This window comes from Pirellulales bacterium (assembly GCA_019694455.1).
Classification (GTDB): Bacteria; Planctomycetota; Planctomycetia; order Pirellulales; family JAEUIK01; genus JAIBBY01.
This window is the reverse complement of the sequence record JAIBBY010000043.1, coordinates 1-24,430: the sequence shown is the minus strand read 5'-3', so window position 1 is coordinate 24,430 and position 24,430 is coordinate 1. Positions and strand designations below refer to the sequence as shown.

Annotated in this window: 19 protein-coding genes; 3 read left to right on the top strand and 16 right to left on the bottom strand. The window is 62.3% G+C overall.

Annotated elements, in window-relative coordinates:
• Positions 1 to 311 precede the first annotated feature (311 nt).
• From K1X71_15890 to K1X71_15880, 3 genes are all read right to left on the bottom strand, one after another.
• The gene (locus K1X71_15890) at positions 312 to 1,523 is read right to left on the bottom strand and encodes an MlaD family protein (protein ID MBX7074625.1); all 1,212 of its coding nucleotides are present in this window, start codon (positions 1,521 to 1,523) and stop codon (positions 312 to 314) included.
• Between the two features lie 7 nt (positions 1,524 to 1,530).
• Positions 1,531 to 2,370, bottom strand: a complete 840-nt coding sequence (locus K1X71_15885) for an ABC transporter ATP-binding protein (protein ID MBX7074624.1) — start codon at positions 2,368 to 2,370, stop codon at positions 1,531 to 1,533.
• 76 nt (positions 2,371 to 2,446) lie between these two features.
• Complete coding sequence (locus tag K1X71_15880) at positions 2,447 to 3,316, bottom strand: ABC transporter permease (GenBank protein MBX7074623.1); 870 nt, start codon at positions 3,314 to 3,316, stop codon at positions 2,447 to 2,449.
• Positions 3,317 to 3,550: 234 nt separating this feature from the next.
• Between K1X71_15880 and K1X71_15875 the strand changes: the two genes are divergently transcribed.
• Positions 3,551 to 4,831 (top strand): hypothetical protein, encoded by a 1,281-nt coding sequence (locus K1X71_15875; protein ID MBX7074622.1) that lies wholly within the window; start codon positions 3,551 to 3,553, stop codon positions 4,829 to 4,831.
• A 190-nt stretch (positions 4,832 to 5,021) separates the two neighbouring features.
• Here the strand turns inward: K1X71_15875 and K1X71_15870 are convergent, their stop codons facing one another.
• The 5 genes from K1X71_15870 to K1X71_15850 form a co-directional block, all read right to left on the bottom strand.
• Positions 5,022 to 5,465 carry a cupin domain-containing protein gene (locus K1X71_15870; GenBank protein MBX7074621.1) on the bottom strand — a complete coding sequence of 148 codons (444 nt, stop codon included), beginning with the start codon at positions 5,463 to 5,465 and terminating at the stop codon, positions 5,022 to 5,024.
• Positions 5,466 to 5,553: 88 nt separating this feature from the next.
• Entirely contained in the window at positions 5,554 to 6,297 is a 744-nt protein-coding gene (locus tag K1X71_15865) for an NAD(P)-dependent oxidoreductase (protein ID MBX7074620.1), read from the bottom strand.
• A gap of 359 nt (positions 6,298 to 6,656) precedes the next feature.
• Entirely contained in the window at positions 6,657 to 6,947 is a 291-nt protein-coding gene (locus tag K1X71_15860; protein ID MBX7074619.1) for an immunity 53 family protein, read from the bottom strand.
• Between the two features lie 109 nt (positions 6,948 to 7,056).
• A complete protein-coding gene (locus K1X71_15855; protein MBX7074618.1) occupies positions 7,057 to 8,229 on the bottom strand; it encodes a GNAT family N-acetyltransferase in 1,173 nt (390 codons plus the stop codon).
• 169 nt (positions 8,230 to 8,398) lie between these two features.
• A complete protein-coding gene (locus K1X71_15850) occupies positions 8,399 to 11,236 on the bottom strand; it encodes a CHAT domain-containing protein (GenBank protein MBX7074617.1) in 2,838 nt (945 codons plus the stop codon).
• A 232-nt stretch (positions 11,237 to 11,468) separates the two neighbouring features.
• On the opposite strand from K1X71_15850, the gene K1X71_15845 reads away from it, so the two are divergent.
• Together K1X71_15845 and K1X71_15840 are read left to right on the top strand one after the other, a co-directional pair.
• The gene (locus tag K1X71_15845; GenBank protein ID MBX7074616.1) at positions 11,469 to 12,416 is read left to right on the top strand and encodes an SMP-30/gluconolactonase/LRE family protein; all 948 of its coding nucleotides are present in this window, start codon (positions 11,469 to 11,471) and stop codon (positions 12,414 to 12,416) included.
• A 321-nt stretch (positions 12,417 to 12,737) separates the two neighbouring features.
• The gene (locus K1X71_15840) at positions 12,738 to 14,075 is read left to right on the top strand and encodes a DUF1501 domain-containing protein (protein MBX7074615.1); all 1,338 of its coding nucleotides are present in this window, start codon (positions 12,738 to 12,740) and stop codon (positions 14,073 to 14,075) included.
• A 26-nt stretch (positions 14,076 to 14,101) separates the two neighbouring features.
• Here the strand turns inward: K1X71_15840 and K1X71_15835 are convergent, their stop codons facing one another.
• The 8 genes from K1X71_15835 to K1X71_15800 form a co-directional block, all read right to left on the bottom strand.
• Positions 14,102 to 15,091, bottom strand: coding sequence for a DUF1559 domain-containing protein (locus K1X71_15835; GenBank protein ID MBX7074614.1), 990 nt, complete (start codon positions 15,089 to 15,091; stop codon positions 14,102 to 14,104).
• A gap of 10 nt (positions 15,092 to 15,101) precedes the next feature.
• Positions 15,102 to 16,313 (bottom strand): hypothetical protein, encoded by a 1,212-nt coding sequence (locus tag K1X71_15830; GenBank protein MBX7074613.1) that lies wholly within the window; start codon positions 16,311 to 16,313, stop codon positions 15,102 to 15,104.
• 217 nt (positions 16,314 to 16,530) lie between these two features.
• Positions 16,531 to 17,304 carry a methyltransferase domain-containing protein gene (locus K1X71_15825; GenBank protein ID MBX7074612.1) on the bottom strand — a complete coding sequence of 258 codons (774 nt, stop codon included), beginning with the start codon at positions 17,302 to 17,304 and terminating at the stop codon, positions 16,531 to 16,533.
• A gap of 29 nt (positions 17,305 to 17,333) precedes the next feature.
• Complete coding sequence (gene glnD, locus K1X71_15820; GenBank protein ID MBX7074611.1) at positions 17,334 to 19,994, bottom strand: [protein-PII] uridylyltransferase; 2,661 nt, start codon at positions 19,992 to 19,994, stop codon at positions 17,334 to 17,336.
• 41 nt (positions 19,995 to 20,035) lie between these two features.
• Positions 20,036 to 20,377: a P-II family nitrogen regulator gene (locus K1X71_15815; GenBank protein MBX7074610.1), complete on the bottom strand. Its 342-nt coding sequence runs from the start codon at positions 20,375 to 20,377 to the stop codon at positions 20,036 to 20,038.
• A 49-nt stretch (positions 20,378 to 20,426) separates the two neighbouring features.
• Positions 20,427 to 21,890: an ammonium transporter gene (locus K1X71_15810; GenBank protein MBX7074609.1), complete on the bottom strand. Its 1,464-nt coding sequence runs from the start codon at positions 21,888 to 21,890 to the stop codon at positions 20,427 to 20,429.
• A 215-nt stretch (positions 21,891 to 22,105) separates the two neighbouring features.
• The gene (locus K1X71_15805) at positions 22,106 to 23,371 is read right to left on the bottom strand and encodes an ammonium transporter (GenBank protein MBX7074608.1); all 1,266 of its coding nucleotides are present in this window, start codon (positions 23,369 to 23,371) and stop codon (positions 22,106 to 22,108) included.
• Between the two features lie 476 nt (positions 23,372 to 23,847).
• Complete coding sequence (locus K1X71_15800; protein MBX7074607.1) at positions 23,848 to 24,405, bottom strand: cob(I)yrinic acid a,c-diamide adenosyltransferase; 558 nt, start codon at positions 24,403 to 24,405, stop codon at positions 23,848 to 23,850.
• Between the last annotated feature and the right edge of the window lie 25 nt (positions 24,406 to 24,430).

Genomic DNA, 24,430 nt, shown 5'->3' with positions numbered 1-24,430 from the left:
CAGTTCGAAAGGTATTGGGTAAGTGGTTTGGTGAGGGATGGGGGCGAGGTTGCGTGATGTGCCACCACTGTAGTCGTGGGTGACGAAGGCTTCGCCCCCCCTGGAGAGGGTGCGCCTGTGAAAACACGCAGTGTAAACGGGATTTAACATTAAGCAAATTTCACATTGCGCATGACATGCGGATTGTGTCACACGAAACGCAGCGCGAGGAGAGTGTCCAACGAACACGTTCTTGACCGCGTGGCAGACCGATATCCGATCTTTCTTTGACCGGCGGAGGACACGAGTTTTGCTGGACTTGCGTCGGCGTTCTATTTCACGCCGGAACTGCGGTCGATGGCGCCGCGGACGCCCAGTCGTTCTGGATGGCGGGCGATCTTGTCGGAAAAGACACGCGCGTCTTTGATGATGGGACGCAGGTCGCTGGTGAGGTCCTGCAAGTTGCAGGCGACGGCGTTCAAGCGTTGATACAGTTCGGGATCGTTGACGAGTCGGCTGAGCGACCCGTTGGAACTGTTGAGGTTGTTCGTGAAGGTGCTGACGTTGTCGAGCACCACGGCCAGTTTTTCGACGCTGGTGTCGATGTTGTTCACCAGATCGTCGCCGCGCTCGCCCAGGGGGCGGGTGAAGCCTTCCAAGTTTTCCAGATTCTGCTGCGCCAGATCGGCCGCCTTTTGGATGCGCTGCACCGCGTCGCGCACATCGCTCATGATTTGCGGTAATTCTTCCATCGCGCGGCGCAGTTGGCCCCGACTGCGCGGCGTGAGCGCCTCGTCGGGGGGCTCGATGACCACCGTTTGCGGCTGGCCAGCGGCGCCGGCGGGGGTGGGTTGGTTCATGGCCGTGGCTTCGGGCAAGGGCCCCTCGGCCTGTGGCGGCAGCGGCGCATCGGGATCGGCCAGCATCTCGTTGACAGAGCCGACCGCCGTTTGCAGTCCGTCGAGCGTGCGCTCGACTTTAGTCACGATGCGGCTGAACTGTTCGCCATTTCCACGCAAGAGGTCGTTGACTTGCCCCGCCAATTGTCCGATCTGGTCGCTGGTGCGGCCGATGGAGGTGATGGCGGTGGAGAGGTCTCCCTCGAGCCGACCGACGACCTGGATCGGATCGGACGGCGGCGCCTGACCGACGATTAGGTCGCCCGATTTGACGGGCTCGTCGGGGAGCTTGGCGTCTGGCGGGGAGGGGACGATCTGGATTTCGCCGTCGCCACCCAACAGCGAGCTGCTGAGTCGGGCGATTTCGTTGCGGCGGAGGGTGATCTCGTCGCGGATCTTGGCGGTGACGAGCACGCCGCCACCTTCGGCGAATTCGACGCTGGTGACGCGGCCGATGAGGATGCCGCTTTTGCGCACGGGAGAGTCGGCGGAGACGTCGTGGGCCTCGGGAAAGTGCATATAGACGGTGTAGGTGCCGCGCACCATGGCGGGCAGCTCGCCAAAGAGCAGCACGAGGATGGCGGTGATGATGAGCGCGGCCAGCACCATCACGCCGACTCGAAACTGGATGACCCGTTCGTCCATGACGTGTCTAGGCCCCGCTCTCTGCTTCTGCCTGTTCGGCCATTTCCATAAGTCGCTCACCCGCCTCGCCCCGCACAAACTGCGTGACTCGCGAATCGCCGCAGCGCTCGATCTGTTCGGGCGTGCCGTCGAACAGGATCTGTGGCTCGTTTTCGCGCAGCCGCGAAAGGGGATAGAGCATCACAATGCGATCGGCGACTTTCTTGGCGCTCTTCATGTCGTGCGTCACCAGCACACTGGTCACGCCATGCTTCTGGCGGGTGCTGATCATGAGCTCGTTGATGACGTCGCTCATGATCGGATCGAGTCCGGTGGTCGGCTCGTCGTACAGCACCAGCTCAGGATTGAGGGCCAGCGCGCGGGCCAGGCCCACGCGTTTGCGCATGCCGCCCGACAACTCGGCGGGCTTCTTGGAGAGAACATTGGAGGGGAGGCCGACCTCGGCCAGTCGGGTAACGACCAGCTCGCGGATTTCGGCGTCTTTTTTGGCGGTGTGCTGCCGGAGCGGAAAGCCGACGTTCTGACCGATGGTCATGCTGTCGAAAAGCGCGGCCATTTGAAAGACGAAGCCAAAGCGGATGCGCTGGCTGGCCAGCTCGCGCTCGCCGAGCAGGCTCAGGTCTTGGTGATCGAAGCGCACCTGGCCACGCGTGGGATGCACCAGCGCGATGAGCGTTTTGAGGAGCACGGTCTTGCCGCAGCCACTTTCGCCAATGATGGCCAGCGTTTGTCCGCGGGGGATCGACAGGCTCACATCGCGCAGCACGCGCTGCCGGCCGAAGCTGACATGCACGTGGTCGACTTCGACCAGCGGCGCGGCGCTTGTGTTGCGAGCGGAATCGACCATGCGACTCAATGAGCTAAGGGTCTCAAACTATCGAAACAGGACCACCTGGCTTGTTTACCTGTCGTTCCGAGAGGCGTTAGAAGAGCTTTCCAGCGTCTGGCCACAAGGTGTAGTAAACCGAATTGATGACGATGCCGAGTTGCAAATCGACAATGAGGATCAGGACAAAGGAGGTGACAAAGGCGCCGGTGGCGGCGCGGCCCACCCCTTCGGCGCCGGGATCGCAATAGAAGCCGCGATGGCAACTCACCAGGGCGATGGCCGCGCCGAAAAAGAGGCTTTTGAAGACACCGCTGAAGACATCGAACGCGCCGATAAAAAACTGCGAGTGTTCCCAGTAGTGATGCGAATCGATGTCGAGCAGCACGATGCTATAGAACCAGCCGCCCACCACGCCCATGAAGTCGGCCATGATGGTGAGGATGGGGATCAGCACCAGACAGCCGAGAAAGCGGGGAACGACAAGGTATTGAATGGGGTTGGCGCCCATGCTGGCCAAGGCGTCGATCTGCTCGGTGACGCGCATGGTGCCGAGTTCGGCAGCCATGGCGCTGCCCACGCGACCGGCCAACATGGTGGCGGCCAGCACCGGCCCGAGTTCGCGCACCAGCGACATATTGATGACGGCGCCGAGCCGCGTTTCCAGATGCAGCATGCGAAATTGAGCATAGCTTTGCACCGCCAGCACCATGCCGATGAACGTGCCGGTGAGGGCGACGACGGGCAGGCTAAGCACGCCAATCTGATAGAAGGCCGGCAACAGCGTTTCGCGCCGCGGCATGCGCGTGAGCAGCCAGCCCATGGTTTGATAGGCAAACTGCCCGATGTTGCCGACCGCCACGATCCAATCGACGATCAGCGCGCCGAGGTCACTGATCCACTCGGCGATCGCCTCGGCAATGCCGGCGCCGGCGGCTTCGTCGAAGTCTTGCGTGGTGGTGGCCATAGGAAAGTAGTACGCAGTTGGGCGGCGTTTGTTGCCGGGGCGCGGCGCGCGCAGCGGCGGAAAATCACCACTAGCATCGGCCGGTTAACCTTGCGGCTTGAGTGGGCTTTTTCGCAAGGGCAAAGCGGCGCGACTGGGCGCTGTGGGTTGTTTTATGGGCGAAGCCGAAGTGCTAGCATGTGCGGCGCCGGCACATACGATGTCGGCGACTTGATCCAACCTCGGAGCACGTCCATGAGAGCCTGGCGCAGCTTCATCTTCTTCATCATCTTGGCTTCGCAATCTTGTCCTGGGTCGATAGCCGCGAGTGAGCCAACTGGCGTGGAGGGGACGAAACGGAATTGCATTGTCGTCACGCCGCACGGTCCCCAAGACGGCGGCGACTTTGGACCACATACGCCGGGCACAAAAACGTCTGGCCTGCAAGAGGCGTTCAACGCCGCCAAAGCACAGGCGAAGGACGTGTACTTGAGCGGCGGGAGTTGGACCGAAAGCAAGACCGTGCCGGTGGTCTATGTCTTGCGGGAGACGCTGCATATACCGTGGATGCAAAACTTCCGTTGCGACAGCGGCAACTGCGTCATTCACTATGCGCCGAAGGAAGGAGACGCGGTCGTGATCGACAGCCAGATGAGTTGCACCTACCGGTTTGGGCTCATCGTGTCGATGTCGCCGGGCGCCACGGTGCGTCTGAAACCAACGACCGCCGGACCTGATCGCTTCAAGGTCATCACGAGCACCGATTTCTATTTCAACGCGCTGGTCGGGGGAGGCGGCGCCTGGCCGAGCGGCGAGGCCTTCAACAGCACGCTGGACAAAAAGCGCAAGTGGGTGGGCACGGGGCTATTGCTCGATGGCAGCGAAGGGCCCATCGACGCGAACCGCATCTACGTGACGGAGATCGTGGGTTGCGAGAGAGGCATTCACTTGACCCATGACTGCACGCACAACACGATCGAGGCGACTAGCATCCATCTTTCGCAAACGCACATGCAGATTGGCGACGAGGACGTGACGCCCGTGCGGGCGCGATTGAATCGAATCGCCGTTCACATGGAGGCGCAAGGGATCGAAAACGCCGCCGGCGCCGTGATCCATGGGGCCGAGAATGTGATCAACCTCTCGTCGGAAGGGATGGCCAAAGATCGCGAGATTGTTTTTGGCAAGCATGCCGAACACAACCTGGTGACCGTCGCCCGACTGAAAGGCTTCACCAACCAGGCCGCTTCGCCGACTAATCGCATTGTGACCGCCTCGCCGCCTGCCGAGATGACAACCACTCCGGCGGTGCCCGCCGCTGGCGCCGAGATCGCCAATCGTCATCCGTGGCCGATCGTGGCGCGAGTTATCCGGCCCGGAAGGGTGGAGCGCTGGACGGAGACGCCGGTGGTTGGGGCGGCGCAGACTTTCGGAGGAGCGCTGGCGAGCGGTCAAGCGATCTGGCTCAACCCGGGAGATCGGCTGGCGATTGACTACTCCGAGGCGCCAACTTGGCACTGGAAAGCGGCGCAGTAGCGGCGGCATGGCCTCCGAGTCGTTGTGTCCCCACCTATATCCGAAACCAATGGGCTATCGCAACGCCGGGAGTTCCGGCAGGCCACCATAGTCCGAACCGATCAGCGACCGCCGACAAAAATCCAGCAGCGAGGGCGAACCGAAGGAGCAGGACCGCTGGCGCTGGTGAGCGAATAGAACTCCACAAATCTTACTTCTCCTTAGTTTCGGGTTCGGGGATGACCAGTTCTTTAACATCCCGAGGGTGAACCAGCACTGCCAACACGCGAGTCTTGAACTTATCGCTCGGGTTTCGTGAGACAGCGTGCAGCGCCATGGCTGGTTCGTAGAACGTGTCCCCTGCCTTCAACTTTTGAACCTTTCCATCGCCGACCGCGAAATCAAACTCGCCCTCGATCACGTAGCCAAAGATTGGCCCGGGGTGGCGGTGAGGCGCTCCTTCAACTCCTGGACCAAAAGTGACTTCAAAAGTAGTTGCTTTCGCCAGCTTGCCACTCACCTCCTCTTCGACATCAACGGCAGAGATAACTTTGTCTTCTGGACCTTTGCTGTCGCTATGCCCATGCTGGGCGAAAGCTACTCCAACGGCAGCAATAGCACACAACGCCGAGAACACGAGGATCCCTCGCAACATCTAGCACCTCCAAAGGTTTGTAGCCGAACGATGAAGCTCAGCCGCACTGAAACCGCGTCGCGGTTGAAGCATCGGCTGCAGCGCCTTGTCAGCGCGTATTTGCGCCTGCACGGTACTCGGGATTCCAGCCAAACGAGGCTGCCGCTTTAAAACTTGAAACTGTCCCGTCCTCCTCTGCAATGTTGTAGACGCCTGTCTCCCCACGAACGGCTGCGCGCCGAGCTGCATCGGCGGCTGCTTCGACATGCAGCGGTCCACCGCTTGGCGGCCGATCAAAGCCAGTCCCGGGTCCGTACAGTTTTCCGTATCGCAAAACAATGCCCTCGAACGGAGCAGCTAGTACTTGATGTTCAAGACTGGCGACAGCATGTGCGGTCGCGCCGAAGTCAGGATGATCCAGATCCAGCGGCGCGTCCTCTGCATAGGGTATTGAGCCAGGCGCGTAAGCGAACGCGATACTTTGCGCCACCATCCGTTTCACGTTCGCGGCGGTCGCAGCAGCGACGAGGTTGCGCGTGCCGACCTCGCGGATGCGGACATTGCGGACTAGCGCTTCGGCCATCTTCGTGGAATCGAGCGCAGGAGGCAGGTCGGTAAGTTGATGGATAACGACCTCCGGTCGTGCTCTGCGGACGATTTCCAGCAATGATGCATCATCGAAAATGTCTACGATCACCGGTTCAACGCCGAGGTTGCGAAGCATCGCCGCCTTGCCCGCCGAGCGAGTCGTGCCGACCACGGACCAGCCATCGTCGACTAGCATCGGGCAGAGCTTACGGCCGATAACGCCGCCGGCTCCCGCGACAAATATTTTTCTATTTCCTTCACTCATGACGCTTACCCGCTAACTAGGCATTGTCCCAGAACTGGTATTTGACGGTGTGGTCGAATCGACGATCCTTGGTGACATTCATTTCTTGTCGCCAAGGTGGGCGTTTCGATGGCTCGCTTGTTGTTGACGGACGAAGATTGGGCGTTAATCGCGGACCTGTTCCCGAAGCCCGCAGCAGATTGAGCATTTGCAGCCATACAGGAGCGTACATTATGACCATGGTCCACATCACGCTCGTTGGCTGGTCTCCATTGTGAACTAATCCGAATTGGTGGCCAATTTCATGCACAACTGTGTACCGCTCTACGAACGCCGCCCATCGTCGTAGCGTCAGGCCAAGCGTCCGCTAACCTCTATTCCTAACGCGACCATTCCAGAAGCATTCTTACGACGGTCGGTAGATCGCTGCCCGCGCCGAGAAACCGGTTGTCCTCAACTCGGCAATCCAGCCAATCGGCGGCTGTCATGTTGCCGGGCAGCAACCCATGACTCACTGGCGCGAAAGGCTTGGAATGGAGTGGCGTTGCTGTCAGATCGACCTTCAAGAGCCAGCCCGGGTTATCCAACGTTTCGAGCGTGATGCCGAAGCGATGCTCCCAATCGCAATTGCGTCGATACCATGCTTGTGAACCCGACAACAAATCGGTCATGCGCTTGCACTCGATCGGATGCCCGGACAAATTCAGGCCGCGACTAGACGAAATGAGATTGCACACCCGCTCGATAGCGAGCTACGAGTGATGGCCAACCGGCCGCTCGCTACCCCTCGGGGCGGTAGTCGTACATGCGCCAGGTCTTGTAGATGCGGGCGCCTCCTTTTTCGAGACCGAGCCGAGCCAGCTCGTTGGTCTCCAGCACCCAGGAGAACTCGCCTTCGGCAATCTTGAGATCGCGGGCAGGCTGCGCCAGGGCGCGCATCAGCACCAGTCCCAGACCGACGCGCTGAAACTCTGGCAGCACGTTGATCGCCACCACACGGACGCGGTGGATGTCTTTCTTGCGGCTCAACAGCCGCAGAAAGCCGAACGGCAACAGCCGCCCGTCGATTTCTTTGATGCGGGGGTTGTAGTCGGGCAGGCAGAGTACGACGCCGGCATGACGGCCTTCAACATCGGCGATCATGGTCAGTTGCGGATGCAGCAGAAAGCGGAGCGACTTGGCAAAGTGCCGCACCTCGGCGTCGGAGATGGGCACAAAGCCCCAGGTGAATACCATGGAACTGTTGTACATCTCGAGGAACATGCGCACGTCTTCCATGAAGCGGCGACGATTGAGAGGCCGCACCTTGACCTCAAACCGCTCCTGGATCTGCTCGGCCAGTTGCCCCAGTTTGTTCTCGATGTTGGTCAGCTCGTCCATGTAGCCGATGTAGCCGAGCAGGTCGTGCGCCTTATGAAAGCCGTACTCCTCCAAGAGCCGCGCGTAGTACGGCGGGTTGTAGGTCATCATGAAGGTGGGAGAGCTGTCGAAGCCATCGACCAGCAGGCCGCACTCGTAGTTCATCGAGGGGTTCACTGGACCGCGAACCACATCGAGCCCGCGGGCGGCCAGCCATTCGCGTGCGGTGTCTAACAGGGCCGTGGCCACCTGCTGGTCGTCGATCGACTCGAAGAAGCCGAAGAAACCCAGCGGTTCGTTGGGGAACGCCTTGGCATAGGCGTGATTGACGATGGCGGAGATGCGGCCGACCGTTTTGCCGTCGCGGCGGGCCAGAAAGGTCTGCGCTTCGGCCTGGTCGTAAAAGGGATGATAGGCGTAGCCGGCCAACTCTTTTTGATTCAGCCGCAGCGGCGGAATCCAATGTGGATCATCCGCGTAGAGCTTCCAGGGGAAATTGAGAAACTCGCGTTTCTGGCGCCACGTGCGGACCGGGACGATTTCGACTTGCGACGCGATGGCCGCCTGGCGGGTACGGGCGATCGTGACACTCATGCTCTAACCGCGGAAAGCAGGGGCAGGCCTCGCAAGGCAGGTTGCGACGGCTGGATTCGCCGCGAGGCCGGCTGGTATTGATCGATCTGGCGCCAGTTGGCGCCCATGCACGCAGGAGTGATTAGCTTAGCGGAACGTCCAATTTACCGAAAGTTGTCCTTGCGTGGCGTCAATTGGGACCAATCAACTCGAAAGCGCCCCAAAAATAGGGGCTTTGCCACTTGGATTGTCGGCGAACCCAGCGCTTGGCATCGGCGAGCGCTTGGGCGTAGTCGGGTGGTTCGCCGGCGCCGAGCGGCTTGGCCAGACTGGCAGCGTAGTAACTAACCAGCGCTGCGGCGGCCTGATCGTCGACCAGCCAACTACTGGCGACCACCCGATGGGCGCCCGCGACCAGAAAGCCGCGTCCCACCGACCAGACCCCTTCGCCGCTTTGCTGTGGGCCGAAATTGCTGTGGCAGGCGCTGAGGATCGCCAGTTCGCACTGCTTGAGATCGAGTTGGTAGATTTCGTGCAGCGACAAGAATCCGTCGTCCAACGGATCGGCGGCCGGGCCGGGGGCTACCGCTAAGGCGCCAAAGTAATTGCCGTAATCCGCGGCGGCGAAACCGTGACACGCCAGATGCGCGATCTTGGAACCGGCGAGCGCGGCGCGGATGCGCGCTTCGCTGGCGCTGGCGCCAAGCAGTTGCGTTGACTGCCATCCTTGCTTGGCGAAGACGTCGCGAACCCAGCGCGATTCCTGGCCTGAATATGGCAGACGCGACAACTGCCCGACGAGGGCCGCGCGCTGCCGACTCGAGGGGGCCGCCGCGCCGTAGGCGGGATCGCCAACAGTGAGCACGGGCGCTGCTTGGGGAGCCGCGGGATTGGCGGCGGCAGCATCGAGTCGCGTCAGCAGTGTGGCCGAGGGGGCATAGGCGATCGCCGGCCCGACATCGAGCAGATATTTTGGCTCGGCCCCGGACCCGCCAGGCTCGACAATCAGGATCTCCAGCGGCAACAGCGCGAGCGGACCATCGGGCACGATGAAGGCATGGCTGTGCTGACCGCCGGTCAACTCGCTGGCCAGTTCACTGGGAATCAGGACGTGCCAGAGCAAGGCGAGCCGGTCAAAGGTTTCGGGCGCGATCTTGGGGCGCGACAGGGAATCGGCCAGCGAGCGGCCGTCGACGGCGAGCAGAAGTTCAAGCCGCGTAGTGGTGAGCGGGCCGGGCGCAGCTCCGACCGCCTTGGCGGCGTCGTCGTTGAGTGTTAGCTGCGCGCAGCGCGGTTCTCCCTGATGCGAAACCCAACAGACGTAGCCCACGTTGGAGCCAAAGAAGTACTCGACGAAAAGCGCGTTGCGCGGAGCAAGCCAGGATTGCAGTTCGGCGACTGGAATCGATTGCTCGGGCTCGGCCGCCGCGCGGCGAAAGGTGGGGCTGACGTCGCGGATGCTGCGCGCGACTTCGACCAATTCGCCGCGGGCCGTTTCAAGTTGATTGACCAGGTTCTTGACTTGCGCGGGGTCGTCTGGCGCGCCGCGCAGTGAGTTCTCGATTTGGGCGATGGCTTGGCGCGCCTTTTCATCTCGGGTCCGAAGATCGGCCGCGAAGTCGGCGGGGACGCCGGCCAACAGATCGGCGCCTTGCAGCTTGAGTTGATCGAGCAGCGAGCGCGAGCGAGCGCGCTCCATCACGCGCAGCGCTTGCGCCGATTCGCCACGCTCGATCAGATAGTGGATGAGTTGACCGTAGACGTAGGTCGATTCGGACAGGAAGCGTCCTTGCGCGAATTCTCCGCCCGAGACGAGGGCGCGTTGGCGTTCGACCAGTTCGATCGAGCGCTCGAGGTCTGCGAGCCCCTCTTCCTGACGGCCGAGCCACCAGCGGATTTCGCCGCGCAGGCCGATGGCGGTGGCGCGATCTTGATCGGAGACGTTGCCATTTTCGACCGCCTTGACGACCTGCTCGATGAGCGGCTCAGCCTCTTGATAGCGGCCTTGGCAAAAATAGAGCACGGCCAAATTTTGCTGCGGGCTGGTGGCGCGGGGATGATCGACGCCGAGCGTGCGCTCGAAGATGGCGAGCGAGCGACGAAAGAGTCGCTCGGCCACGTCGATGTTGCCTAGGTCCTTCTCGATACCGCCCGCGTTGTTCAGGATGTCTGCGACAAAGGGAGAGTCGCCGCCGTAGGCTTTTTCGCGAATGGCGAGGCCGCGCAAGATATATTCGCGCGCTTCCGGAAGGCGCTTCTGCGAGCGGAGGGCGCTGGACAGATTGATGAGCGCGCCGGCGATCTGGGGATGATCGGGGCCGTACAGTTTTTCGACGATGTCGAGGGCCTGACGGTAGGCCTGTTCGGCTTCCGGAAAACGGTACTGGGCGTCGTACACGAGTCCCAGGTTGTTGTGGACTCGCCAGACGCCGCCCCAATCGGCCTCTTCCAGTTGGTTGTAGATGGCCAGCGCGCGGCGGAGCAGCGGTTCGGCGTCGGCGTACTTGCCTTCGGCCAGATGCAAGAGCGCCGATTCGTCGAGGGCGTTGGCGACGTAGCGATGCTGGGGTCCGCGCTCGCGGAGATTGATTTCGAGGCAGCGGCGGATGGCGTCGTGCCCTTCGCGGCAGCGATGCTGGCAGCGATAGACGATCGCCAGGTTCTGCAACATATCGGCGATGTCGGTCTGATGATCGCCGGGCGCCTCGCTCAAAAGCTTGATGCAGTGCAGCATCCACGGCTCGGCCTGGTCGTATTGCTCAACTTGCAAGTAAGCGATCGAAAGGCAACTGATGGCAGCGGTGTAGCTCTCCAGATCGTTCTTGTCGGCGATTTTGACCAGTTGCTGCGCGGCAGCGAGCGCCTGTTGATATTCGCCGGCGGCGTACAGCTCGTGGAAGCGAGCGCCAAGCTGAGCAAATTGTTGGACGGCGGCCTCATCGGCGCGGGCCGCTGACGATAAGAATAGCGCCAGACAGGTGGCGCAGAAGAGCGCGACCGACTTCCAACGGAGCTTTGCGGCTGTCATGGTGGCAATGATCCCTTGCCCAAGCGCTATCAATATATCTACGGAGGAGCGCTGGCGCCCCTGACACGGATTTGCTTCTGGGCGGTGAAGGGCCGACAATGTGCGGCCGGGCACTCGATTTTTATGCGAGAACCGTCAGGAAGCTCAATCGATGCCGTCCCACGCCACAATAACGCGTTTTCTTTTGTTGGTCGCTTTGGCAATTGTCGCCCGCGAACGGGGAGCCCCTTGCATGGCCAGTGAGTTCACACCTTCGGCCCAGGAAGAAATTGTGGCGCCAAACGCCAAGTTTGAACTGGTATGGGACGAAGGGGAGTTCACCGAGGGTCCGGCGGCGTCGCCCATCGACGCGGCAATTTACTTTTCGGACATTGGCAATCGCATTTTGCGGTACGACACGGGCAAGGGGCGGACCACTGTATATCGCGAGGATAGCGGCAAGGCCAACGGCCTGATGTTCGACGGCCGCGGCCGACTATACGCCGCCGAGGGCGCCAACGGCGGCAATCGACGCGTGACCGTCACTGAGCGTAACGGCGAGATTCGCGTGCTGGCCGATCACTACGACGGCAAGCGGCTCAACAGCCCCAACGACTTGTTCGTCGACTCCCAAATGCGGGTGTGGTTCACCGATCCGCGTTACGTGGGCAATGAACCGTTGGAACTGGACTTCGCCGGGGTGTTCGTCGTGCTGCCAGACGGCGCGCTGCGATTGGCGACGCGAGAACTGACGCGGCCCAACGGCATTTTGGTCTCGCCCGACCATCAGCGGTTGTATGTGTCGGATTCCGACAGCGTGAGCGGGCAGCCGCAATTGGTGAGCTTTCCGATCGCCGCCGATGGCACGCTGGGAGAGAAGCGGGTGCTGTTCGACTTTGGCCAGGGGCGGCGCGGCGTGGATGGCATGACGCTCGACACCGAGGGGAACATCTACGCCGCCGCCGGCAAGGAGGAACTAGCGGGTGTGTATGTCTTCGACCGGGAAGGGAAATTGCTGGCGCTGATCCCGACGCCGGGCGCGCCGACCAACTGCGAGTTTGGCCTGCAAGGAGAGGCGCGCACGCTGTATGTGACGGCGGCCTTGGCGCCAGACGCCCAGCGAAAGGAGGGGAGCTACGGGCTATATCGCATAGGGCTCAAGAAGGGGGGCTATCGGGGACACCCGATGCCGGTGCAGTGAGCGCGCAGTAGGGCGAAGGAACCAGCCACGTGGGCACTTGGTTCACAAGAAAACCCTAGCCGTAGCCAAACACGACCCATCAACGGCCGTGGATGAATTGTGTAGCCCGATCTGCTGGTTGCCGGGTATACTACCGATGCCACGGTGACGGGAGAGCGAGGTAGTTTCGCCGCCCGACAACGTGGCTCCCCGCGCCCAGCCGCACCGGGTTGGGCCAACGGCTTGCTCACGTACAACCGCGCCCAAGTCGCTTGCGGCAGCGTCCTTGCGACGATGCCCGCCGGTGGCGACGGCAGCCCAGCCCACCGTGGGAGACCGATCATGCTGAACATCTATGGCGGACCGCAGCGTTTTTGCGATGGCGTTCATCGCCGGAACTTTCTCAGGATCGGCGGCCTGGCGATGGGGGGCCTGTCGATGCCGCAGATCATGGCGGCCCAAGAGGCCTCGGGCACGCGGATCGGCCACAAGGCGGTGATCATGGTCTTTTTGCCGGGGGGACCGCCGCATCAAGACATGTTCGACCTGAAGATGGACGCGCCGGCGGAAATTCGCGGCGAGTTCAAGCCAATCGCCACCAACGTGCCGGGCCTTGAGATTTGCGAATTGATGCCGCGACTGGCGCGGATGATGGACAAGTTCGCGGTGATTCGCTCGATCGTGGGCGCCGCGGGGGGGCACGATTCGTATCAGTGCAACAGCGGCTGGGGAGATGGCGGCCTGCAGACCGAGAGCGGCCACGCGGCGCTGGGGTCGGTGCTGTCGAAGTTGCAAGGACCGGTCGATCGGGCCGTGCCCGCGTTTGTGGGCCTGGCGCCGAAGATGGGTCATATGCCATGGGCGAACCCAGGCGAGCCGGGCTTTTTGGGGAAGGCGCATGCCCCATTCAAGCCAGACGGCGAGGGGATGGGCAACATGACGCTCAACGGCGTGAACCTGGATCGGCTGGGAGACCGCAAGACGGTGCTGGCCAGCCTGGACCGAATGCGGCGCGAGTGCGACGCCACCGGCATGATGGAGGGGATGGACTCGTTCAACCAACGCGCGTTCGACGTGCTGACTTCGAGCAAGCTGCTGGAGGCGCTAGACGTGGAGCGGGAAGACCCGCGCCTGCGCGATCGCTACGGTTACGGCATCAACCAGAACAAAGACGATGGCGGCCCGCGCACGCTGCACCAATTTTTGGTGGCGCGGCGATTGGTGTCGGCGGGGGTGCGCTGCGTGACCTTGGCGTTTAGCCGCTGGGATTGGCACGGCGGCAATTTTGCCCAGGGACGGACCGAGATGCCGCTCTTGGATCAGGGTTTGTCGGCGTTGATCGAAGATTTGGATCAGCGCGGCATGCTCGACGACGTGTCGGTGGTGGTGTGGGGCGAATTTGGCCGCACGCCACGCATCAACGAGCACGCCGGCCGCGATCATTGGCCACAGGTGTCTTGCGCGCTATTGGCTGGCGGCGGCATGCGCACTGGCCAGGTGATTGGCGCCACCAATCGACTGGCCGAATACGCCAAGGACCGCCCGGTGGACTTTCAAGAGGTGTTCGCCACGCTGTACCACAACGTGGGGATCGACGTGAACACGACGACCATCGCCGACCACGCGGGACGACCGCAGTTTTTGACGAATATCCGCCAGCCGATGCCGGAGCTGGTGTAGGGCGGATTGTTTCGTTCGCGGAGTGGTTAGGGGGGCGTGACGGGTTCGCCGCCGTCGATGGTGGCCATTTGGGCAAGTAGTTCCAGATCGGCCTCGAGCGCCACGGAGCGCGCGGAGCCATCGCAGAGCAGCCAGTTGATGGCGCCAGGATGATGACTGCCCCAGCCGCGCCGGCAGGGGGCAGAGTTCCCTTTGCCGCCGGTCGCCGCGCACTGGTCGTAATCGCCAAGCAGCGTGCGCGCTTGCGGCACAACAGTCGACAGGCTGTAGTGCGCGTACGAATAGGCCCACAGCGTGCGAAACGAGGGGTTGGTGCGAGTGGTGCTTTCGCCGATTAGCCAGGTGTTTGAGGCGCCGTCGGCGACATTGCGCAGGCTTTCGCTCGTCAATTCGCGGATGCCGACGGTATGCAGCGGACCGCGCCATTCGCTTGGGTAGTTCACGAACTCGGCCGAATCGAGAAAACCGACGCCATTGCTGCGCCCCGCGACACCACGATACGAGCCGGGGCGATATGCCAGGTTCAGCGCGTGCGCGCCAGCCGGACCGGAGGCGGGGACGACCAAGGTTTCTGAGTCGATGTCGGACGGGCAGAAATAGGTTTCGACGAAGGCTTCGCGAACCGTTTGATTCTGCGGGGCCTCGTTAAAGTCACGACTGTCGTATTGGGCGTAGATGGGCGCTTCGCCGAGGTACGGCAGAATGGCGATGGCCCAGTTGCAACCGTCTTCCGATGGATAACCCACGCCAGCCACACTGGAACCACGGCAAATACCTTCGGTCAAGGTGACGTTGCCAGGGGGAAACGAGCCGAGCGCGTCGTGATACTGCAAGAGCGCGACGCCGATTTGCCGCAGATGCCCCAGGCAATGCGCGCGGCGGCCACTTTCGCGTGCGGACTGCACCGCCGGCATCAGCAGCGCCACAAGCGCGCCGATGATGGCCAGCACGACCAGCAACTCGACCAAGGTGAAACCTTGGCTCAAGCGGCGCGAAATGGCCGGCTTGGCAACCATGGATCGAAACTCACGCGCGGCGTTTTCGATTGACGAACCAAGGCAGCGCGGCGACGCCGACGAACAAAGTCAGCCAAGTGGCAGGCTCGGGCACTGGAATGGCGGCAGTGGCCGGCGAAATGAAGTTGTCTGCCCAAATGGTGTAATCGGCGCCGTCGATTTTGCCATCGGCGTTGAAGTCGCCTTGCTCGAAGTCGCCATTCAGTTTGAAATTGTCGGCCCAAATGGTGTAGTCGGCGCCGTCGACGGAGTCGTCGTGGTTGGCGTCGCCCGACAGGCGAAACTCGTCGGCATCCATAGCCCACACCTCGTAGCCCTTGGTGAAGGGACCGCCGGCGCCCGCTTCCTGATTAAAGACGCCGACAATGTCGAACGCGCCAAAGGGAGTTGGCAGCGAGGCGAAGCCGGAGTTCAGACCGAGATGCAAGCGGAACTCATGTCCGAAGGCGTCGACCACGGTGGCCTTGGCATCGACTCCCCAGGGAGAACCATCCTTGAGGCGCACATTCATCAATCGCACCAAGTCGCCTTGATAATGCTCGCCGCCAGTGGCGCGTGTGGCATCGAAGAGGACCTGATTGTTGCCATCGTCCCAGATGCTGGACAAGAACAATGGCTCGGGCGTCGGCAGGCCGACATTGCCGAGATGCACGATCTCGAAATTGAAATCGGGATCGGTTTGATGATCTTCGTTGATGTTGAACTTGCCGCCGAAGAACAAGCCCGCGCGGGCGCGCACTTCGATCAGATCGCCGGCGCGCAAGAGGTGGGTTCCGCTGTGATTGACGCGATCGACCTCTGACAGCCACGTGGCGTCGTCATAATGGGCCGAAGGATCGGGCGTGGGGACACCGCCAGGAAAGGTGAGATTAGGCGGCACATTGCCGTACTTTTGCCCCATGAAGAGGGCGACGCCGCCAAAGTCGCTGGTGTTGTTGACGTCGACGGTTTGCACGAACATTTGCCACATGGCGCCGAGATCGAAGGGACCGGCCGGGTGCGGCACGGAACTATCGAGCATGTCTTCTGGATTATTGAGGATGACGCCGCGGACCTTGAGCGGAAAGGCGCCGCCCGAGAACGCCGGTCCGCCGGCGCCATTGACCGCCTGCATGGTTTGGATGTCGGTGTAGGGGAGACTGGCCCAATCGATTTCGTCGGCCCGCAGCGGCAACGCCAGCGCGAGCATGACGGCGAAAGAAAGCGGAAGATGCCTCGTCATTTGTTGCGACTCCAAGGATTGGGCGAAAAGCGCGATTGGGTTCCGGACCAATACAGAAATAGTTTTGTACCGTGAGCGACTGACAATTGGAACGGGAGGATATTGGCTGATGGCCAGTGGCAAAAAAATGTGACCGCTAGTTTGGTGATCGGCCGTACGTGGCGTGTGAGGTCCGGAACCCACTTATGAGGCGCCCCTCGCGAGTGATAAGTATCACTTAGCGCTGCGCCCAGAACAGGATGCGCTGGAACACGAACAGATAGGGAGAGCGCTGGGGCAGTCGCTCGTGGAGCAGTTGTCGATACGCTTCGACAAATTCGGCGAAGTGGTCGGGGCTGAGTCGCGCTTGATAAACGGTGAGCGTTGTCCCTTTGAGCCAATCGACCACGGCGTCGGTCGATGGCAGCAGGTGGCTGTACATCACCAGTCGCACCTGCTGATGTTCGTAGCCGAGTTCGTACAACAGTTCGGCATAACGCTTTGGCTGTAGAACGGGAGAGTGGTAGACAAACCCGTTGAGAAGTCGGCTGAATTTGGGGCGCCGCGCCACATCGTGCGCGGCTTGATGCGACGGCTGATCGTGCATGGCGGGCACTTGCACCGCCAGTTGACCGTGCGGCGCGAGAAGCCGAGTCAAGCGGGCGAGCAGACGCTCGTGATCGGGCGCCCAATGGAGCGCGGCGTTGGAGAAGATGAGGTCGAACGGTTCCTCAGAGTCGAACGATTCGATCGATTGCCGCTGGAAGTGGAGGCCATCGCCCGCCAAGGAGCGAGCCTGCTCCAACATGGCCTCGGAGCTATCGACGCCGATCACTTCGCGCGCGGCGAGTCGTTGGCGCAAGTCGCGCGTTAGCTCGCCCGTGCCGCAACCCAGATCGACGACGCGCGCTCCGGGCGGGAGCTGAACCATCGCCACCAGATCGCGAAAGGGTTGGCTGCGCTGGTCGCGAAATTGGTGGTATTGCTGAGGATTCCAGGCATCGGTCGACATGGGGCGGACTCTTCGGCGCCGGCCGAGGCTCAGTAGGCGCTGGCGCGGCTGGTTTCCTGGCGTTCGTGCTGGTTGATCTCTTCCAGCAAGCGCGACTCGATGGCCTGCAACCGGGCATCGTCGGTGATCTTGTGACCGTGTTGATCGGTGACGTAAAACACGTCGAGCACTTGATCGAGATGCGTGGCGATCTTGGCCAAGGCGACCGAAAGCCCCAGTTCGTACAGCGCGCGTGTCACGCGATACAACAGTCCCGCGCGGTCGGCGGCGAAGACGTCGATAATCGTGTAGCGGTCGGAGGTGTTGTTGTCGGTGCGGACCTGCGTGGGTAGCACCGAGCGGGGCGCGTCGGCGCGCATCGACCAGGTGCGGCGGAAGGAAGGGCGCTGGCCATCGGCGGCGCGCAGCGATTCCACAAGTTGTTCGCAGACGGCGTCGATGCGCGATTGCGGAGGGGCGGCGGCGTAATCGGGATCGGCCACGCCAAAGCGGTCTAGCACCAGCCCTTCGGCCAGGGTGTTGATCTGGGCGCTGAGAATTTCCAGGCCTTGGCTACTGAGCGCGCCGGTGAGGCGATGAAAGATGCCCGGCGCGATCGACTCGCGAGTGGAGATGGTGTACTCGACGGTGTGACTTTCGGCGAGATAACGTCCGCGGGCGATGGCGGCGCCGCCCGGCAGATTGCGCAATTCTTTCAATTCGGCGGCGACCTGCTGGGGAGGCGTGGCGCGCAGGTACTCGCTGGGGAGCGAATCGATCTCGATGTTGAACCAGGCAAGATCGTCTTCGGTGCGCAGTTGCGCGCGGACGGCGCGACGGCGCTCGTCGAGGGCCTGATCGATGGCGCCGGCGCCGCCGTCACCGGCCAAATGCTGCATGGTGCGGCGGTAGAGTTCGGCAAGCACTTCGCCCTTCCAGCGGTTCCACACGCCTGGACCGACGGCCGCGAAGTCGGCCGCCGTGAGTGCGAAGAGCATCTTGAGCGCCTCGGGCGAACCGACTTCGACAGCGAACTTGACGATGAGCTGCTCGTCGCTTGTATCGCGGCGGAAAGCCAGGTGCGACATGTTCAGATGTTTGTGCACCAAGAACTTGAGCAGTTCGGTCTCGGCGGGGGGGAGCCGCAGCCGCCGCGCGGTTTCGATGGCGAATTGCAAACCGACATCGCTATGGTCCCCCACGTGCCCCTTGCCAAGATCGTGGATCAATAGCGCCAGATGGAGGACGCGCTTTTGTTTGATGCTGCGATAGACCTCGCCGAGCGCGCCGGGATCGTTCTTTAACTCCACGCAGCGCTCGACGGCGCGGATGCAATGCTCGTCGACTGTGTAGCGGTGGTATTCGTTGAACTGCAAGAGGCAGCGGGCGTGGGCATATTCGGGGATGACGCGCTCCAGCACGCGCAGATCGTGCAGCGTGCGGAGCATTTCTCCCAGCCGCGCGGGCTGCGCGAGCAGCGACAGGAAATGGCGGGCCGATTCGCTGGAGACGCCCTCGGGATAGGACGGGGCCGCCTTGCGAATCACCTGGCAGGCGGAATAAGCGATGCGCTTGTCGTACAAATTGGCGAGATCGGCTAGCCGCAAGGCTTCGGTCAGGTCGGCGGCCAGCTTTTCCTTGCCGCGGCGCGTGGCGGTGATTTCGAGCGGCCCCGCCAGATAGTCGCCTCCTTGCACCTGATGCCCGACCAGTGGCGCGAGCCAGGCGCGCAGACGATGACCGGGCTGCGCGCCTTGAACAAAGTGGTTGGTGACCTGGCTGATGTTGGTGGTGGCTTGAAAATAGTCCTTCATGAACTTTTCGACCGGCAACAGCGCCTCGTCGCCAGCGTAGGCCAGCGCCTCGGACACGCGAAGTTGCTCGGCGCGATCGAGCACGTCGTGGGCCTTGCCCGCGTGAAAGTGCATCTCGTTGCGCAGGCGCAAGAGAAACTCGTGACTTTTGCGAATGGCGCGAACATCTTCCTGGGTGAGATAACCTCGCAGGTGCAGGCCTTCGGGATCGCCGACGCCATAGCGGGCGTAACCTGTCCAGCGCAGCAGGTGCAGATCGCGGAGTCCGCCGGGCGAGCGCTTGATGTTGGGCTCGAGCAGGTAGATGGTGTCGCCAAATTGAACGCGTTCCTCGGCGCGGGCCTTGAGGGCGGCCTGCATCTGCTTGTGGCCGCGGCGCCGCAGTCGTTGTTGGTATCGCCTGGTAAACCGCGTGAAGAGGCTTTCGCTGCCTGCCAGATGGCGCGATTCCATGAGCGAGGTGCCGATGGTGGCGTCTTTGAGGGCCAACTCGCAAGCGTCGTTGGGGGTGCGCACGCTATGGCCGAGCGACAGTCCACTGTCGTACAGATCGCGGGTCAAGCGTTCGGCGAATTGGGCGACGGGGCGCGCGGCCTCCGGCGCGTACAAGAGCATCAGGTCGATATCGGAATAGGGCGCCAAATCGCGGCGTCCGTAGCCGCCATGCGCGACCAAGGTCAGCGATTCGCGGAGCGCGCTGGCAGCGGCGCCATCGAGTTCGGCGAGGGCGGCCTCGTAGAGTTCGCGGACGACGGCATCGACGAGGTCGGTGAGCGCATGGCAAAGTTGCACACCCGGGGCGCCGGCCGCGTGGCGGCGCTTCAGCTTGTCGCGGCCTTCCGTCAGTTGAGTCTTGGCGGCCGCGACGCTGGCTCGCAAGTGAGGCTTGAGAGACATGATGGCGCGGCGCTCCGGACAAGATGCGTGTGGCTTAACCTTTAGGTCAACGACTCGTCGCCGTTTTCTCCGGTGCGGATGCGCACGGTTTCTACCAGATCGCTAACGAAGACCTTGCCATCGCCGATTTGGCCGGTCTGAGCGGAACGGAGAATGGTGTCGATCACCGCTCGGAGTTGCGAATCGGGCACCGCGACTTCGACTTTGACCTTGGGGACGAAGTCGACGGAATACTCGGCGCCGCGATACATCTCGGTGTGTCCCTTCTGGCGACCGAAACCGCGCACTTCGGTGATGGTCATGCCCGCCACGCCTTGTTCGGTGAGCGCGTTCTTGACGTCTTCGAGCTTGAAGTGGCGGATGATGGCTTCGACTTTTTTCATGTTGTTTGCTCCTCTGAGCCGCGGCGCCGAGCGCGCCTGGGCATTCGACTTAGATATAGATGTAACCTTCTTCGCCGTGCTGGGTGAGATCGAGCCCTTGCAGTTCTTGTTGTTGCGTGACGCGCAGACCCATCATCCAGTCGAGCAGTTTGAGCAGAATGAAGGTGACGACCGCGGCATAGGCCCAGGTGACGGCGACGGCGCCAATTTGGGCGCCAAACAGCTTGCCATTCTCGAACAGGCCCAAGGCCTCGGTCCCGCCTTTGATCGCCTTGGTGGCGAACAGACCGGTGAGCAAGACGCCGAGCGTGCCGCCAATGCCATGCACGCCAAACACATCGAGCGTGTCGTCGTAGCCTAGCCGCGGCTTGAGTTGCGTGACGGCGAAGTAACAGGCCACCGAGCCCAAGGCGCCGACGAGTAGCGCGGGCATGGGCTGCACATAGCCGCTGGCGGGGGTAACGCAGACCAATCCGGAGACGGCGCCGGTGCAAGCGCCGAGCACGGTGGGTTTGCCGCGCGTGATCCACTCGACGAGGGTCCAGGCCAGGGCACCGGCGGCGGCGGCGAAGTGTGTGGCGGTGAAGACGCTCGCGGCCAGATTGTTGGCGGCGCCGGCTCGACCGGCGTTGAAGCCGAACCAGCCGACCCAGAGCAGCGCCGCGCCGACCACGGTGTAGGTGAGGTTATGCGGTGGCATGGGCTCTGATCCGTAGCCGAGCCGTTTGCCAAGCACCAGCGCGCAGACCAGGGCCGATACACCGGCGCTGACATGCACCACCGTGCCACCGGCAAAGTCGAGCGAACGAAACCAGCCTTGTTGATTGTCGAACGACAGCGGCCCATTGTCCCAGACCCAATGACACAAGGGGCAATACACCAAGGTGCCCCACAGGATCATGAAGAGGGCCATGGCGCTGAACTTCATGCGTTCGGCGAACGCGCCGCAGATCAACGCGGGGGTGATGATGAATAACATGCCATGAAAGAGCATGTGCGTGAGGGTGGGGACCGTGCCGGTCATGGGGTAAATGACTTGGCGCGAGCTTTCGTTGTAATACGGCTGCACGCCCTTGGACTCGCTGCCTTGGTGCAGCGCCCCCATGAACAAGTAATCGGTGTTGCCGATATAGGGATGGAAATGATCGGGATCGGCCTGCGGATCGCCGCCAAAGGCCAGGGTGTAGCCGTAGGTCGCCCAGACGACGGTCATTAGCCCCATCAGAAAGACGCACTGCATCATCACGGCCAGCACGTTCTTTTTGCGAACCAGTCCACAGTAAAAGAGGGCCAGGCCTGGCGCGGTCATCAGCAGCACCAGCGCGCTGCTGGTGAGCAACCAGGCGTTGTCGCCAGAGTCGGCGGCGGTGGGTTGCACGTCGCTGGTGGCGGAGTCTCCCTCGACGCTGACGATACCGGCGTCTTCGTCGAATGTGGCATTCTGAGCGCGCGCGACGGCAAGGCAGCTTATCAATGCAAGGATGAGGAATATCGGTCGGCGGACATGCGCCATAACGCGCCTTGGTCGGAAGTAAGTCGTTTGCGTGGACCCGCTGCCCCCTGTGGTCCCATTCGTTACGACAGCGTAACGGGGCCCTTGGTGAGCGTAAAGCGCGGCAGCGGCACTGAAGCCTGGCAAGCGAGTCGAGAAACCAAAAGGCCCTGGCCGGAGTCGATGGCGACTCCGACCAGGACCGGCGCTTCGAGACAGCTACGCGATGATCTCGATTAGAGAAAGATGTAGCCTTCTTCGCCGTGCTCGGTGAGATCGAGCCCTTGTCGTTCGTTGTTCTCCGTGACACGCAGACCGATGGTCCAATCGATCAGCTTGAGCAAGACGAGCGTCACGACGGCGGCCATGATCCAAGTGACGCCGGTGGCAATAGCCTGCGCGGTGAGCACTGGGCCGCCCTCGAGCAGACCCAGCTTTTCGCCTTTCAGGGAGATGTCCCAGACCGCTCGGGTGGCGAAGACGCCGGTGAGCAAGGCGCCGAGGGTGCCGCCGATGCCGTGAACGCCGAAGGCATCGAGCGAGTCGTCGTAGCCCAGCTTGTTCTTGAGCAGCGAGCACGCCAGGCAGCAGACCACGCCGGCCAGCGCGCCCATGAAGATGGCGGGCATCGGCAGCACGAAGCCGGCGGCCGGCGTGATGCAGACCAAGCCAGCCACCGCGCCGGATGAGGCGCCGAGCACGGTGGGCTTGCCGCGCATGATCCATTCCAGGCCGGCCCAAGAGAGCGCGCCGGCGGCGGCGGAGAAATGCGTGGCGGCGAAGGCGCTGGCGGCGATGCCGTCGGCGGCCAGCGCACTGCCGGCGTTGAAGCCGAACCAACCCACCCACAACAGGCCAGCGCCCAGGGCGGTGTAGGTGAGGTTATGGGGCGGCATCGGCTGGCTGCCGTAGCCCAATCGCTTGCCGAGCACAAGCGCGCAGACCAAGGCCGAGATGCCGGAGCTGATGTGGACCACGGTGCCGCCGGCGAAATCGAGCGCGCCGCCGGCCGAGAAGGTTTTGGCCGACTCGCTGCCGTACGCCAGGATGCCGCCATCCCACACCCAGTGACAAAGCGGACAATAGACGATCGTTCCCCAGAGGATGGAGAAGATCACCATGGCGCTAAACTTCATGCGTTCGGCGAAGGCGCCGCAGATGAGCGCGGGGGTGATGATGAAGAACATGCCTTGGAAGAGCATGTGTGTGAGCATGGGAATGGGAAGCGTATCGTGAAGCGGAATGACCGAGGCGTTGGTGGCCTCATCCCAGGTGGCCTGCACCCCCCGCATGAGCAGGTATTGATCGTTGCCGATCCAGGCAGCGGCGCCCCCGAAGGAGAGCGAATAGCCGTACAGCGCCCAAATGACAGACATCAGCCCCATGAGGGTGATGCACTGCATGATGACGCTGAGGACGTTTTTCTTGCGAACGAGACCGCCATAGAACATGGCCAGTCCGGGGGCAGTCATCATGAGCACCAGCGCCGAGGAGGTGAGCATCCAGGCGTTGTCACCCCGGTCGAGGGTGCGGGGCGCAGCGGTGCTGTCGGCTGGGGCAGCGGCCGCCGCCTCCGCGGGAGCATCATTGGTTTCTTGTGCCCAGAGAGGGCCTGGTTGCAGCAGTACGCAGCACAAGGCAGCGCAGCACAAACCGAGAATCGAGGGGCGAGTAAATAACACGGTGGTCCGCCTTTCAGAAGGAAACTCAACGGGTTCGAGTAGAAGGTAGAAGGATGGTGTCGCCGGCGCGGTGCGTCGCGCCTAAAACGCGCGGAGTCCGCTGATAGCAAGGGGCGGGCCAGCCGGCTCCCCGAACCCTGGGGTGATTGCGCAGGGAGATGCCTTATCTCTTGGAATCACAAGAGATTAGACCTGCGCCACTTTTTTTGACGTCGGTCGAAAACGACGTGGGCTGATCGAGGCATGCCAGCGATTGCGGCATGGATTGCGCAAGCGGCGCGCAGCGGTCGCCTGGGCTACTCGCCGCGCTTTTGCCAGGCGACATCGGCCTTGCCGGCCAGTTGATTGGCGACCCTCGCCAGTACGAACAAGAGATCGCTGAGCCGGTTGAGATAGACAATTGCGAGATCCGAAACCGACTCGCCAGGCGCGGCTGAGAGGGCGACGACGAGACGCTCCGCGCGGCGACAGACGGTGCGGGCCAGATGAAGCTGCGCCGCGGCGGGAGAGCCACCGGGCAAAATAAACTCGCGCAGCGGCGGCAAGCGCTCTTCGTAGCGGTCGATGGCCTGTTCCAACTCGGCGATCTGCGCTGCGGCGATGGCGCGGCGATGCTTTTCGGCCTGTGGCGAGGCCAGTTCGGCGCCCAGGTCGAACAGGTCGTTTTGCACGCGGGCAAGCAGTTCGTCGAGGGGGGCGTCTAGCTCGGTGGTTTCGACGCGCGCGGCGCCTAGCACGGCGTTCAGTTCGTCGACCGTGCCATAGGCCTCGATACGGGGGGAATCCTTGCGGACCCGTGGACCGCCAAACAGGCCGGTTTCGCCTTGATCGCCGGTTTTGGTGTAGATCTTCATGTTCTATCCGTTGGTAGGGCCTCAT

Bases quoted from the DNA above. Each gene is read 5' to 3' on its own strand.
- K1X71_15890 (MBX7074625.1), bottom strand. From the start codon at position 1,523: ATGGACGAACGGGTCATCCAGTTTCGAGTCGGCGTGATGGTGCTGGCC.
- K1X71_15885 (MBX7074624.1), bottom strand. From the start codon at position 2,370: ATGGTCGATTCCGCTCGCAACACAAGCGCCGCGCCGCTGGTCGAAGTC.
- K1X71_15880 (MBX7074623.1), bottom strand. From the start codon at position 3,316: ATGGCCACCACCACGCAAGACTTCGACGAAGCCGCCGGCGCCGGCATT.
- K1X71_15875 (MBX7074622.1), top strand. From the start codon at position 3,551: ATGAGAGCCTGGCGCAGCTTCATCTTCTTCATCATCTTGGCTTCGCAA.
- K1X71_15870 (MBX7074621.1), bottom strand. From the start codon at position 5,465: ATGTTGCGAGGGATCCTCGTGTTCTCGGCGTTGTGTGCTATTGCTGCC.
- K1X71_15865 (MBX7074620.1), bottom strand. From the start codon at position 6,297: ATGAGTGAAGGAAATAGAAAAATATTTGTCGCGGGAGCCGGCGGCGTT.
- K1X71_15860 (MBX7074619.1), bottom strand. From the start codon at position 6,947: ATGACCGATTTGTTGTCGGGTTCACAAGCATGGTATCGACGCAATTGC.
- K1X71_15855 (MBX7074618.1), bottom strand. From the start codon at position 8,229: ATGAGTGTCACGATCGCCCGTACCCGCCAGGCGGCCATCGCGTCGCAA.
- K1X71_15850 (MBX7074617.1), bottom strand. From the start codon at position 11,236: ATGACAGCCGCAAAGCTCCGTTGGAAGTCGGTCGCGCTCTTCTGCGCC.
- K1X71_15845 (MBX7074616.1), top strand. From the start codon at position 11,469: ATGGCCAGTGAGTTCACACCTTCGGCCCAGGAAGAAATTGTGGCGCCA.
- K1X71_15840 (MBX7074615.1), top strand. From the start codon at position 12,738: ATGCTGAACATCTATGGCGGACCGCAGCGTTTTTGCGATGGCGTTCAT.
- K1X71_15835 (MBX7074614.1), bottom strand. From the start codon at position 15,091: ATGGTTGCCAAGCCGGCCATTTCGCGCCGCTTGAGCCAAGGTTTCACC.
- K1X71_15830 (MBX7074613.1), bottom strand. From the start codon at position 16,313: ATGACGAGGCATCTTCCGCTTTCTTTCGCCGTCATGCTCGCGCTGGCG.
- K1X71_15825 (MBX7074612.1), bottom strand. From the start codon at position 17,304: ATGTCGACCGATGCCTGGAATCCTCAGCAATACCACCAATTTCGCGAC.
- glnD (MBX7074611.1), bottom strand. From the start codon at position 19,994: ATGTCTCTCAAGCCTCACTTGCGAGCCAGCGTCGCGGCCGCCAAGACT.
- K1X71_15815 (MBX7074610.1), bottom strand. From the start codon at position 20,377: ATGAAAAAAGTCGAAGCCATCATCCGCCACTTCAAGCTCGAAGACGTC.
- K1X71_15810 (MBX7074609.1), bottom strand. From the start codon at position 21,890: ATGGCGCATGTCCGCCGACCGATATTCCTCATCCTTGCATTGATAAGC.
- K1X71_15805 (MBX7074608.1), bottom strand. From the start codon at position 23,371: ATGCTCACCTCCTCGGCGCTGGTGCTCATGATGACTGCCCCCGGACTG.
- K1X71_15800 (MBX7074607.1), bottom strand. From the start codon at position 24,405: ATGAAGATCTACACCAAAACCGGCGATCAAGGCGAAACCGGCCTGTTT.